Annotated in this window: 12 protein-coding genes; 7 read left to right on the plus strand and 5 right to left on the minus strand. The window is 70.0% G+C overall.

The features are described 5' to 3' along the window. Positions 1 to 33: 33 nt before the first annotated feature. The gene (locus BLU81_RS47350; RefSeq protein ID WP_092556336.1) at positions 34 to 891 is read left to right on the plus strand and encodes a PrsW family intramembrane metalloprotease; all 858 of its coding nucleotides are present in this window, start codon (positions 34 to 36) and stop codon (positions 889 to 891) included. A 20-nt stretch (positions 892 to 911) separates the two neighbouring features. Continuing rightward, a complete protein-coding gene (locus BLU81_RS47355; RefSeq protein WP_231953872.1) occupies positions 912 to 2,273 on the plus strand; it encodes a pyridoxal phosphate-dependent decarboxylase family protein in 1,362 nt (453 codons plus the stop codon). Positions 2,274 to 2,368: 95 nt separating this feature from the next. Here the strand turns inward: BLU81_RS47355 and BLU81_RS47360 are convergent, their stop codons facing one another. Further along, positions 2,369 to 3,868, minus strand: coding sequence for a family 43 glycosylhydrolase (locus tag BLU81_RS47360; protein ID WP_092556340.1), 1,500 nt, complete (start codon positions 3,866 to 3,868; stop codon positions 2,369 to 2,371). A gap of 201 nt (positions 3,869 to 4,069) precedes the next feature. Further along, positions 4,070 to 5,143 carry a MinD/ParA family ATP-binding protein gene (locus BLU81_RS47365; RefSeq protein WP_231953873.1) on the minus strand — a complete coding sequence of 358 codons (1,074 nt, stop codon included), beginning with the start codon at positions 5,141 to 5,143 and terminating at the stop codon, positions 4,070 to 4,072. A gap of 226 nt (positions 5,144 to 5,369) precedes the next feature. On the opposite strand from BLU81_RS47365, the gene BLU81_RS47370 reads away from it, so the two are divergent. From BLU81_RS47370 to BLU81_RS47380, 3 genes are read left to right on the plus strand one after another with little or no spacing between them, the layout of a single operon-like run. Beyond that, positions 5,370 to 6,089: an ABC transporter ATP-binding protein gene (locus BLU81_RS47370; protein ID WP_092556342.1), complete on the plus strand. Its 720-nt coding sequence runs from the start codon at positions 5,370 to 5,372 to the stop codon at positions 6,087 to 6,089. Between the two features lie 49 nt (positions 6,090 to 6,138). Next, positions 6,139 to 6,867: an ABC transporter permease gene (locus tag BLU81_RS47375; protein WP_092556344.1), complete on the plus strand. Its 729-nt coding sequence runs from the start codon at positions 6,139 to 6,141 to the stop codon at positions 6,865 to 6,867. Positions 6,868 to 6,907: 40 nt separating this feature from the next. Continuing rightward, a complete protein-coding gene (locus BLU81_RS47380; protein WP_092556346.1) occupies positions 6,908 to 7,537 on the plus strand; it encodes a TetR/AcrR family transcriptional regulator in 630 nt (209 codons plus the stop codon). Here BLU81_RS47380 and BLU81_RS47385 read toward each other — a convergent pair. After that, on the minus strand, positions 7,534 to 8,634 hold the full coding sequence (locus BLU81_RS47385) for a methyl-accepting chemotaxis protein (protein WP_092556348.1): 1,101 nt from the start codon (positions 8,632 to 8,634) through the stop codon (positions 7,534 to 7,536). The two genes, BLU81_RS47380 and BLU81_RS47385, sit on opposite strands and share 4 nt — an antisense overlap. 164 nt (positions 8,635 to 8,798) lie before the next feature. Here BLU81_RS47385 and BLU81_RS47390 point away from each other — a divergent pair, with 164 nt between their 5' ends. After that, a complete protein-coding gene (locus tag BLU81_RS47390; RefSeq protein ID WP_092556350.1) occupies positions 8,799 to 9,011 on the plus strand; it encodes a hypothetical protein in 213 nt (70 codons plus the stop codon). 9 nt (positions 9,012 to 9,020) lie between these two features. On the opposite strand, the gene BLU81_RS47395 is transcribed toward BLU81_RS47390, so the two are convergent. Next, positions 9,021 to 9,632 carry an NADPH-dependent F420 reductase gene (locus tag BLU81_RS47395; RefSeq protein WP_092556352.1) on the minus strand — a complete coding sequence of 204 codons (612 nt, stop codon included), beginning with the start codon at positions 9,630 to 9,632 and terminating at the stop codon, positions 9,021 to 9,023. Positions 9,633 to 9,654: 22 nt separating this feature from the next. Continuing rightward, on the minus strand, positions 9,655 to 10,272 hold the full coding sequence (locus tag BLU81_RS47400) for a TetR/AcrR family transcriptional regulator (RefSeq protein WP_092556354.1): 618 nt from the start codon (positions 10,270 to 10,272) through the stop codon (positions 9,655 to 9,657). Positions 10,273 to 10,342: 70 nt separating this feature from the next. Here BLU81_RS47400 and BLU81_RS47405 point away from each other — a divergent pair, with 70 nt between their 5' ends. Further along, a complete protein-coding gene (locus tag BLU81_RS47405) occupies positions 10,343 to 11,341 on the plus strand; it encodes an NADP-dependent oxidoreductase (RefSeq protein ID WP_092556356.1) in 999 nt (332 codons plus the stop codon). Positions 11,342 to 11,485: the final 144 nt, after the last annotated feature.

Consider the following 11,485-nt stretch of genomic DNA (forward strand, 5'->3'; position numbering starts at 1 on the left):
CGGGTGCCGCTGGTTCACGCGCGGGAGGCGCACATGAAACGTCGTTCGTTGTGGTCGAAGGTCTTCCTGACCGGTCTGGGCCTGTGGCTGCTGACGGTGGTGGTCACGTTCGCCACCGGCAACCCCAACCTCATCCCCACTCTGGTCCTGCTCGGCAGTTTCCTGGTGCCGGTCACGTTCGTGCTGTGGGCGTTCACCAAACGCCACAGTGGTGAGGTGACCTCGGAACTGCTGTTCAGCACGTTCGTCACCGGCGGTGTGCTGGGCGTGCTCGCCGCGTCGCTGCTGGAAACGTACCTGCTGCACCCGAACCCGCTGTTCTTCTACGGCGTCGGCCTGATCGAGGAGGCCGCGAAACTCGCCGCCCTCGCCTTCCTGTGCCGTCGTCTCCAGCACAAGTACGCCGTCGACGGTGTCATCCTCGGCGCGTCCGTCGGCTTCGGGTTCGCCGCCTTCGAATCCGCCGGATACGCGTTCACCGCCCTCTTCACCCAGCAGGGCCTGTCCCTGATGACCCTGGTCGAGACGGAACTGCTGCGCGGTGTCCTCGCCCCGGTCGGCCACGGCCTGTGGACCGCGATCCTCGGCGGTGTCCTGTTCTCGGCGTCCGGCGGCCGCCACTACGCCTTCACCAAGCGCCTGGTGGTCAGCTTCCTCGGCGTCGCCGCCCTGCACGCCCTCTGGGACGGCTGGCAGAGCATCGCAAAGATCATCACCGACGTCACCCGCGACCCGCACCTGTTCACCGTCCTGTCCTGGGGTGGCCTGATCGCGGTCTCCCTGGTCGGGGTCGCGTGGCTGACCGCGGTCCGCCGGCACGCCGACCGTGAGGTGGCCCGCCCGCTCTGGACGATCCAGGTTCCGGCAGGTGGCCCGCGACAGATCGGCTGAGCACGCCTAGCGTGCGAAACGTGCTAGCTGATGACCTCGCCGCCCTGCCGGAACTGCTGCAGACCACCCGGGACTACGCGGTCTCCGTCCTGAAGGGCTTGGACGAACGCCCGGTCGCCGTGACACCGGCCCCCGCCTCGGCCGCCCCGCTGCCCACCGACGGCATCGGGACGGCCGGGGCGCTCGCCGAGTTCCAGCAGCGCTGGGCACCCGGCTTCTCCGGCAGCGCCGGCCCCCGCTACCTGGGTTTCGTCACCGGCGGCACCACCCCCGCGGCGCTCGCCGGTGACTGGCTGACCGGAACCTTCGACCAGAACGGCTCCAACCGTTCCGGTTCGTCGGCCGCCGCCCTGGAGGACGAGACGGTCGGCTGGCTGCGCGAGATGTTCGGCCTCGGAACCGCCCACACCGGCGCGTTCGTCAGCGGCGCCACCATGTCGAACCTGGTCGGCCTCGCGATCGGCCGGGAATGGATCGGCCAACAGCGCGGCGTCAGCGTCGCCCGCCAGGGCGTGGCCGCTCTCGGCGAGGTCCCGGTGCTGTCCGGGGCCGCCCACTCCAGCGTCTACAAGGCCCTGTCGATCCTGGGCCTGGGCCGCGACGCGCTCCAGCCGGTCCGCACACTCCCCGACCGGGAGGCAGCGGACGTGACCGCCCTGGCCGAAGCGTTGGAAGCCCTCGACGGCCGCCCCGCGATCGTGGTCGCCAACGCCGGAACGGTGAACACCGTCGACTTCGACGACCTCCGCGCCATCCTGGCCCTGCGCGACCGCTACCCGTTCTGGCTGCACGTGGACGCCGCGTTCGGCGGTTTCGCGGCCCTCTCCCCGGCCCACGCCCACCTGGTCGACGGCCTGGCCGAAGCCGACTCGGTCTGCGTCGACCTGCACAAATGGCTCAACGTCCCGTACGACGGCGCGGTCCAGTTCACCCGCCACCGCGACCTGCAGGTGACGGTCTTCCAGAACGCCGCCGCCTACCTGCCGCCGATCTCCGGCACCCCCGACTTCTTTCACCTGACCCCGGAGAACTCCCGCCGCCTCCGCGCGCTGACCGCTTGGTTCACCCTCGCCGCCTACGGCGTCTCCGGCCACCGCGAGATCGTCACCCGCGCGATCGATGCGGCCCACCATCTGGGCGCCCGCCTCACCACGATCCCCGGAGTTCAACTGCTGGCTCCGGTACGTCTCAACGTGGTCTGTTTCACCGTCCCCACTGACGTGACAGCCCTGTCCCAGGCGGTGGCCGACTCCGGCGAGGCCTTCCTGACCCCCACCGTCTACCAGGGCAAACCGGCCCTCCGCGCCGCCTTCAGCAACTGGCGAACCACCACCGCCGACGCCGACCGGGTAGCCGACCTGATCGGAAAGCTGCTCACCTGAGGCAACGGACGCCTGGGGACGGACGGTGGGGATGGAGCCGGCGCCCCACCGGGGTTGGGTACCCGGTGAGGCGCCGGTCGTTCGGGGGTGACGGGTCAGGCCGTGATGGTCCACTGCTGGCAGGTGTTGCCCAGGGACGTCCACTGGCGGACCGCGACCCCGTCGGCGGTGCCGCAGTTCGTCACGTCCAGGACCAGGCCGTTGCCTCGGTTGGCGATCAGGTAGCCGCCGCTGATCGGGGTGACGCTCCACTCCTGGCAGGTGTTGCCCAGGGACGCCCACAGGTCCAGGGCGGTGCCGTTGGCGGTTCCGCAGTTGACCGAGTCGAGGACGGTTCCGCTGTTGGCGTTGGTGATCCGGTAGTAGTTGCTCGTCGTCTTCGTGAACGTCCACTGCTGGCAGGCGTTACCGAGGGACGTCCACTGCTGGACGGCGGTGCCGTTGGCGGTTCCGCAGTTCGCCGCGTCCAGGACTTTGCCGCTGGCCTGGTTGACGAGGCGGTACTTCGTGCCGGCCACCGGGAACGAGACCGTGCCACCGGGGTCACCGGACGGGGCCGTCAACGAGGTCGAGAGCTTGTCCGGCGTACCCAGATTGGGGGTGTCGTCGCTGTTGAAGTTGACCTTCTTGAGCCGTGTGGTGCGGGTGGCGCCGCAGCCCTGGGCGGTCGTCTCGTTGGCGTGGTAGGCCATCCACGTCTCGGTGCCGTCCGGTGACGTGAAGAACGAGTGGTGGCCAGGGCCGTAGACGCTGTTGGTGTCGGAGCGCTGGAAGATCGGGGTGGACTTCTTGGTCCAGGCGGACGCGGCCAGCGGGTTGGTGCCGGTCAGCGTCAACATGCCGATCTTGTAGTCGGGGGTGTTGCAGGAGCTGGCCGAGAACGTGAGGAAGGTCTTGCCGTTGCGCTGCAGCACATACGGTCCCTCGTCGGTGTTTCCACCGACCTTCTCCCAGTCGTACGTGGGATAGGAGATCCGTGTGCCGTAGGCGGAGACCGTCCACGGGTTGCTCATCGGCGCGATGAACAGGCTCTGCAGGTCACCGACCCAGGACGAGTAGAGGAAGTAGTTCGTCCCGTTGATGGTGGCGACACTGCCGTCGATGGCCCAGCCGTTGTTCGCCTGCACGTTGAGCTGGCCCTTGAACGTGTACGGCCCGAGCGGGCTGTCGCCGGAGCTCTCCAGCACGAACGAGCGCTGCCCGTCGCAGCAGGCGGCGGTGCCGGCCGAGTAGTAGAAGTACCAGCGGTAGCCGTTCGGCCCGTTGAGCCGGTGCAGCGACGGCGCCCACACGTTGCAGCAGCTGGCGGTCGCGGTGCCGGTGTAGACGACGGTCTCGGTGGCGCCGGGGAGTGCGGCCACCGAGGTCGCCCGCTTGATCACGATCTGGTTGTTCCAGGTCGTCGCGGCCAGGTAGTAGTAGCCGCTGTAGTAGCCCACCCACGGGTCGGCGCCGTACGGCGCGGGCGCGACCGGGTTGGTGAAGGTGGTCGCGGCGCGGGCGGGGGCCGGGGCGGTGCGGGCCTCCACGGCGACGGCGATCGTGAGAAGCAGGAGCAGGACGGCTCCGGCTGATCGGAGACGGGCGAGAGACATGGCTAGTCCCTTCCGGGGAACGGGGATGTCCCGGCACGTTGTGAGCGTGCTCGCCGGTGGGGGCCGGAGAGCGGCCGGTGCACGGGGGTGTTGCCAGTATGTTAACGATCACAACTCGACTGTCAAGGGCGTCGATGTGTCAGCCTGGTCGAGAGATCCCCGGCCGGAGACCTCTCGACCGCGGGACAGCGGCTCGGGCGATCAGAGTCCGTCGGCGATGGCGGCGGTCACCTGGAGCCAGGCGGTGCGGCTGGCAGGGGTGAGCGCGTCGAAGGAGACCGGCCCACCGGCGACGAGGGCCTGGTCGTGGGGCACGTCGAGGACGGCTCGGGTGAGTTTGCCGAAGTGCCGGTGCAACCGATCGCGCAGAGCCGGGTCGGGTGTGCGGGTGGGGGCGGCCAGGACGGTGACGGCGTTCTCGACCAGGGTCTCCCGGCCGTTGGCGCGTAGGGCGTCGGCCAGCCATGCCGCGCTCTGTGAGGTGTCCTCGCGGATGGTGGAGACGATGACGAGCTGGTCGGCGATGTCGATGGCGGCCTCCCAGTTGGACGCGCGCATGTTGTTGCCGGTGTCGATGCACAGGATGCGGTAGAACCGGCTGAGGGTGCGGTGCAGGCGGCGGAAGGCGTCGGCGTCGATGCTGGCGGCACTGGCGGCGTTCTCGTCGCTGGCCAGCACGTCGAACTGCGCGTCGCCCTGGCTGCGGACGTAGTTGTCGAGGTCGCCGACGCGGGCGCTGCGGACCTCGTCGAAGCGGTCGAGATCGGCCAGCAGGTCGACGGCGGTGTTGACGTGCCGGGCGGGGGCGGCGCGCCAGCCGAGGGTGCCGCGGGTCTCGTTGTTGTCCCAGGCCAGCACATAGCCGCCGCGATGTACGCCGAACGTGGCGGACAGCAGCAGGGTGGCGGTGGTCTTGTGGGCGCCACCCTTGGGGTTGACGACGACCACCGTCTTGGGGCCGCGGAGGCTGCGCTGGACGGACTGGATGGCCAGGCGGTGACGCATCTCGGCCGGACCGGGACCGGGGGCGACGAGTCCGCCGGTGGCGCGCCGGACGGTGGCCCGCCAGCCGGTCTTGGCCGGGCCGGTCGGGGGAGCCGGCCGGTCGGCGAGCAGGTCGTCCAGCGTGGGCACGGCGGCCGGGTTCTCCGGTCGCGGGGGCGGGGCGGTTCGTGGCGACGGTGCTGGTGCGGGGCGGGCGGCGGCCTTTCTGGTGGAGTTGTTCGTGACGACCGGGTTCTCGTCGGACCAGATCGGGTCGGTGTATTCGGACATGCTTCCTCCAGGTCGAGAAGCCGGTGCCGGTGCGGGGTCTTTCGTACCCCCACGCATTGATGATCCCTTTCGTAATTGCTGAGGGTAGCGGCGATCATCGGCTTCTGTGACCTGTGGCGGTGTGATCAGTGTCGATCTTCACGCGGGCTGCGGTCGTGCCGCTTTACCCGGACCGGAAACTCATCTAGCGTTGAATTCAACACCTGATGAGTTAATCGGAGGGGCTATGTCCACGGCAATCGAGGTGCAGAACCTCGTCGTGCGGCGTGGGAAGCGGGCCGTCCTCGACGGCCTCTCCCGCGCCGTTCCGCAAGGCGGCGTCACCGGCCTGCTCGGGCCGAGCGGCAGCGGCAAGACCACCCTGATGCGGGCGATCGTCGGTGTGCAGGTGATCGCCTCCGGCCGGGTCACCGTGCTCGGCCACCCGGCCGGCTCGGTGCCGCTGCGCCGTAAGATCGGCTACGTCACCCAGGCGCCCAGCGTGTACGCCGACCTCACCGTCACCGAGAACGCCCGCTACTTCGCCGCGCTCCACGGCCGCGGACCGGCCGACGCCGACACCGCCGTCGAGACGGTCGGTCTCGGCGCGGCCCGCAGCCAGCTCGTGGCCAACCTGTCCGGCGGACAGCGCAGCCGGGCATCGCTGGCCTGCGCCATCGTCAGCCGTCCCGAAGTGCTGATCCTCGACGAGCCGACCGTGGGGCAGGACCCGGTGCTGCGCGACGAGTTGTGGGCGCACTTCCGTCGGCTCGCCGCCGACGGCGCCACCGTCCTGGTCTCCAGTCACGTGATGGACGAGGCGAACCGCTGCGACCGGCTGCTACTGATCCGTGAGGGCGCGCTGATCGCCGACGACACCCCGGCCGCGGTCAAGCAGCGAGCCGGGACCGAGGATCTGGACCAGGCGTTCCTCACCCTGATCCGGCGGCAGGAGGTGGCGTCGTGATCGACCGTCACGATCGTTCTCGTGCGCCTTTCGACCGGGGAGACGCGGCGTGATTCTCCTGAGCACGGTCCGGCGGATCCTCACGCAACTGCGGCACGACCCCCGGACCATCGCGATGATCATCGTGGTCCCGACCTTGCTGATCACCCTGATCTATTTCATGTACGACGGACGACCCGCCGTCTTCGATCGCATCGCCCTGACCATGCTGGGCGTCTTCCCGTTCGTCGTGATGTTCCTGATCACCTCGATCGCCATGCTGCGGGAACGCACCAGCGGCACCCTGGAACGGCTCTTCACCACCCCGGCCGGCAAACTCGACCTGCTCTTCGGGTACGGCATCGCCTTCGGTCTCGCGGCCACCGTGCAGGCCACGGTCGCGGCCGGTTTCGCCTACTGGGCGCTGGGCATGAACACCGCCGGAGGCATCGGCCTGGTCATCCTGATCGCCGTGGCCAACGCCGTGCTCGGGGTGGCGCTCGGGCTGCTGGCCAGCGCGTTCGCCCGGACCGAGTTCCAGGCCGTGCAGTTCATGCCGGTGGTGGCCGCGCCCCAGCTGCTGCTCTGCGGACTGTTCGTGCCCCGCGCGGAGATGGCGGGCTGGCTGCAGGCGATCAGTGACGTTCTGCCACTCTCCTACTCCGTGGAGGCACTTACCGAAGTGGGAGTGCACGTTGAACCGACGGGCATCATGTGGCGGGATCTCACCGTCGTGGTGGGTGCCGTCGTGGTGGCGCTGGTCCTCGGTGCGGCCACCCTGCGGCGCAGGACCGGTTAGAGACCGCTGACAGACGTACGGCGCGAAGGGGTTTTGATCGATGGTGCGACGGACCGGACGCCGGCCCGGCAACCCGGACACTCGGGAAGCGATCCTCGAGGCGGCGCGCGGGGCGTTCGCCGAGAAGGGATTCGACGGCGCCTCGATCCGGGCGATAGCCACCGGCGCCGGGGTCGACCCGGCGCTGGTGCACCACTACTTCGGGACCAAGGACAAGCTGTTCCTGGCCGCGATGAACTCGCCGCTCGATCCGCTCGACGTCATCGGTGAGGCGCTCGCCGGGGAGCGCGGCGAGATGGGTTCCCGGGTGGTGCGGGCCTTCCTGCACATCTGGGACGGCCCGCGTGGCGCGGCCGGGGTGGCGCTGCTGCGGTCCGCGGTCGGCAACGAGTGGACCGCCCGGCTGTTCCGCGAGTTCGTGCTCACCCAGGTGCTGCGCCGGGCGGTGCCGAGACTCGGCCTGGACCCGGAGCAGGGACAGCTGCGGATGACGCTGGCCGGCAGCCAGCTGGTCGGGATGGCGATGGCCCGGTATGTGATCAAGGTGGAGCCGCTGGCCTCGGCACCGTCCGAAGCGCTCGTCGCGGCGATCGGCCCGGCCGTGCAGCGTTACCTCGTCGACGACCTGCCGGGGGTCTTCCCGGTTTCGGCACGCGATCCACGAGACTAGAGCCCGGCGACGATCCGGGAGATCACCGAGCCGATCCGGGCCCGGGTCTGGTCGCTGAGGTCGCCGAACTGGATGCCGAGTTCGGCGGTGCCGTCGCGGACCACCCGGCGCACCACGCGCGCGTCGAACGTGCCGTCCAGCCCGTTCATCCTCAGTTCGGCCCGGACCGCGTCACCGACCGCGAGCGGGGTCGCCGTCGGGACCGTGCAGCCCAGCCCGTCCGAACTCAGGTCGATCAGGTCGGCGGTCACGGTGGGCCGGCCGGGCCGGTCCAGGCGGACCGAACCCTGCACCGGCAGCCGGTCGTGACGGCGCCGTTCCAGGCGGTCGGCCACCGCGGACAGGTCGCCGATCTGCTCCATCGTGGCGTCCACACTGCGGTGCAGCAGACCGACGATCTCGTGCTGCTGGTCGGCGATCCCACCGAGCTGGCGCATCGCGTCCTCAATGTCGCCGACGTCGCTGATGATCGCGGCGAGGGTCTGGCCCATCTGGGCGACGTCCGCCTCCAGCGCGGCGACCGTCCGGGTGATCTGCTCGGTCGAGTCGGCGGTGGTGTCGGCCAGGCCCTTCACCTCGTCGGCGACCACCGCGAAACCACTGCCCGCGGTGCCGGCCCGGACCGCCTCGATGGTGGCGTTCAGGGCCAGCAGCCGGGTCTGCGAGGCGATCCCGGAGATCACGCTGGCGATCCCGGCGACCTGCCGCAGGCTGGCGTTCAGCGCGGTGGCCGCCTCGTCGGCGCTGTGCGCCCGCTGGACCAGGGCGTTCGCCGCGTCGTTGGTGACCGTCACCCGCTGGTTGGTGGCGACGGCCGCGTCCCGGGCCGCGCCGACCTGCAGCACCACGTCCTCGAGCTTGCCGCCGATCACCTCGGCGGTGTCGTCGATCGCCTCCCGGGCCCGCTTGCGCAACTGCTTGTGCAGTTCCCGCTGGTGCACCATCGAGGCCTGCGCCTGGGTGTCCAGCTCGGCCCGCAGGTGCTCCAGTTCGGCGTCGCGTTCCCGCAGTGTCTCGGTGAGCCCGGCGAGAACCTGGGCATCGCTCCCGGCGTCGCTGGTGGCGCGACGCCGGAGCAGAGACGACCAGAGCGACATGATGATCGACGCTACCGCGCGTGCCGACCGTCCGTCCGTGGTTTCTGCCGCGTCCGGTACGTCGGCGGCCCGGTCGCGGAAACTTCTTCGCGGATTCCCCTCAGGGTGGGATCTGCCCGCCGATGGTCGGGGCCTCGGATCGCCGAAGCCCCAGGGAGTCCGTCATGACCATCAGCATCGGAACGTCGACAACCCCGACCGTCTGGGAGACCCACGCCGCCTGGCTGCGGCTGCGCGAGGACTGCAGCCGGCTCGCCATCGACGCGGCCTCCGAGATGAGCGAGCGCCGGATGCGCGACGACAAGGAGGCCGTCATGGCCAGCCGGGACCGCATCGCCCGGATGACCCCGCCCAGCATCGTGAACGTGCTGATCTGACGGTGCTGATCAGATCGGGTGGATGTTGAGGGCCTCGGCCAGCACCTCGGTCGCGTCCTTCACGTCGACCTCGCGCATCTGCAGCGGGCCGCCGGTCTCGGTCAGCAGCGCCGAGTGCGCGCCACCGGCGTAGACCGGCGCGAACCCGAGGTCCCGGATGATCCGCGACGCGGCCTGGCGGGCGTCCCGGTCATCGGTGCAGACGAACTCGGTGAGCAGCGGGTCGTGCCCGCGCCGCCGGCTCAGCACGTCGGTCGGCACGGTGTTGAACGCCTTCGCCCAATGCCCCTCGTGTGCGCGGTCCATCAATGCCTCCAGTCCGGAGATGTCGTCCGGGATGTCCGGGTTGGTCACGTCGATGATGACCTTGTCGGCCAGCAGGCCCCGGGTCTGTTCGAGAGCCTCGAAGGCGGACGACCAGTTCGGGCTGAAGATGACCACGTCGCCGAAGGTGGCCGCCTGCGGGATCGACATCACCCGCAGCGGTACGCCGGTCTGGTCGACCTCGGCGCGCAGCCGTTCCGGGTGCCGCGAGGTGACCGCGACGTCGTGCCCGCTCTCGGCACACCACCGGGCCAGAGTGCCGCCCAGTTGACCTGCTCCAATGACACCGATATGCATGGCCTCAGGGTGCGCTCGCCGATCACCCGGCCGAGTGGTTATCGCGGAACTCCCCGTAGATCATCCGCAGCTCGACCGTCACCAGGTCGGCGACCAGTGCCTCCGGGTCGGCGCTCGCGGTGAACGCGGCGGTCCGCAGGTCGTCGATCAGCCCGGCCAGCACCCGCGCGCCGGGGCCGGCCGGGGCCAGCCCGGCGGCCCGGTCCCGCTCGATCCGGGCGGCCAGCCGATGCACGTGCGCGGTCCGCAACTCGTCGCGCCACTGTGCCAGCGGCGGGCAGCCGGGTGCGGCGGCCAGTGCCCCGGTCAGCAGCCGGCCCTGATCACGCCAGAGCACCGCGAGCGCGGTCAGGGCCTCGCGCAGCGCCTCGGCGTCGGGGCCGGCGCCGTCCAGCCAGGGGCCGGAGTCGCGGCCCAGCTCGCCGGAGATGCCGTGCAGCAGCGCCACCACCACGGCGAGTTTCGAGTCGAAGTAGAAGTAGAAGCTCGACCGGGAGATCTCCGCACCGGTCGCCAGCTCGTCGATGGTGATCTCGGCGAGGGGTTTGCGGGCCAGCAGGGTCCGCGCCGTCTCCAGGATCGCCCGCTCGCGGCGGTCGCCCTTGCTGGGGCCACGCCGACGCCCGGGGAGTGTGCTCATGCGGACACCGTAACGCGGTGTCGAGTTTTTCGACGTACTGTCGAAAAACAACGACACCTAAGGAGAACCCGTGAGAGAGATCCGCCTCGCTTCCCGTCCGTCCGGCTGGCCCACCGCCGAGAACTTCGAGGTCGCCGACGTGCCGGTGCCCGAGGCCGGTCCCGGCCAGGTGCTGGTACGCAACGTCTACATGTCGGTCGACCCCTATATGCGCGGCCGGATGAACGACGTGAAGTCCTACATCCCGCCGTTCCAGATCGGGCAGCCGCTGGACGGCGGCGCGATCGGTGAGGTCGTCGCGTCGCAGGACGAGACGGTGCCGGTCGGCGCGTTCGTGGTGCACGGGCTCGGCTGGCGGGAGTTCTCGGTCGTCGACGCCGGCAAGGTCCGGGTGGTCGACCCGGCCGCCGCGCCCACCCTCTCGGCCTACCTCGGGCTGCTCGGCATGACCGGCCTCACCGCGTACGCGGGCCTGCTCGACATCGCGCAGTTCCGCGAGGGTGACACCGTCTTCGTCTCCGGTGCGGCCGGTGCGGTCGGCAGCGTGGTCGGCCAGATCGCCCGGCTGCGCGGGGCGAAGCGGGTGATCGGCAGCGCCGGGTCCGCCGAGAAAGCCAAGCACCTGGTGGACGAGCTGGGCTTCGACGCGACCTTCAACTACAAGGACGCGCCGGTCCGCGACCAGCTGCGGGCGGCCGCGCCGGACGGGATCGACGTCTACTTCGACAACGTCGGCGGCGAGCACCTGGAAGCGGCGATCGCGTCGATGAACAAGTTCGGGCGGATCGCCCTGTGCGGAGCCATCGCGCAGTACAACGACACCGCCCCGCCGACCGCGCCGCGCAACCTCGCCTCGGTCATCGGCAAGGAGATCAACATGCGCGGTTTCATCGTCGGCAACCACTCGCACCGGATGCCCGAGTTCGTGGCCGAGACCGCCGCGTGGCTCCGTGAGGGAAAGATCACTGCGCGGGAGACGGTGGTCGATGGGATCGAGAACGCGCCGGGTGCGTTCCTCGGTCTGCTGCGGGGTGACAACACCGGCAAGATGGTGGTCAAGGTGGGTTAACCAGCAGTTAAGGTCCGCCCGGCGACCGGTTTGGTGCCTGTCGCCGGGTATGACCAACACTGAACGGCAATTCAGTCGCTCTAACGAGTGGCCTGGATACGGAACGTACGGACGATCGCACTCATCCGTACGGGTGAGGTCACT

This window comes from Actinoplanes derwentensis (assembly GCF_900104725.1).
Classification (GTDB): Bacteria; Actinomycetota; Actinomycetes; order Mycobacteriales; family Micromonosporaceae; genus Actinoplanes; species Actinoplanes derwentensis.

What these genes read in the sequence shown, in the direction of transcription:
- BLU81_RS47350 (WP_092556336.1), top strand. Translation starts at nt 34, where the DNA reads ATGAAACGTCGTTCGTTGTGGTCGAAGGTCTTCCTGACCGGTCTGGGC.
- BLU81_RS47360 (WP_092556340.1), bottom strand. Translation starts at nt 3,868, where the DNA reads ATGTCTCTCGCCCGTCTCCGATCAGCCGGAGCCGTCCTGCTCCTGCTT.
- BLU81_RS47365 (WP_231953873.1), bottom strand. Translation starts at nt 5,143, where the DNA reads ATGTCCGAATACACCGACCCGATCTGGTCCGACGAGAACCCGGTCGTC.
- BLU81_RS47370 (WP_092556342.1), top strand. Translation starts at nt 5,370, where the DNA reads ATGTCCACGGCAATCGAGGTGCAGAACCTCGTCGTGCGGCGTGGGAAG.
- BLU81_RS47380 (WP_092556346.1), top strand. Translation starts at nt 6,908, where the DNA reads ATGGTGCGACGGACCGGACGCCGGCCCGGCAACCCGGACACTCGGGAA.
- BLU81_RS47385 (WP_092556348.1), bottom strand. Translation starts at nt 8,634, where the DNA reads ATGTCGCTCTGGTCGTCTCTGCTCCGGCGTCGCGCCACCAGCGACGCC.
- BLU81_RS47390 (WP_092556350.1), top strand. Translation starts at nt 8,799, where the DNA reads ATGACCATCAGCATCGGAACGTCGACAACCCCGACCGTCTGGGAGACC.
- BLU81_RS47395 (WP_092556352.1), bottom strand. Translation starts at nt 9,632, where the DNA reads ATGCATATCGGTGTCATTGGAGCAGGTCAACTGGGCGGCACTCTGGCC.
- BLU81_RS47400 (WP_092556354.1), bottom strand. Translation starts at nt 10,272, where the DNA reads ATGAGCACACTCCCCGGGCGTCGGCGTGGCCCCAGCAAGGGCGACCGC.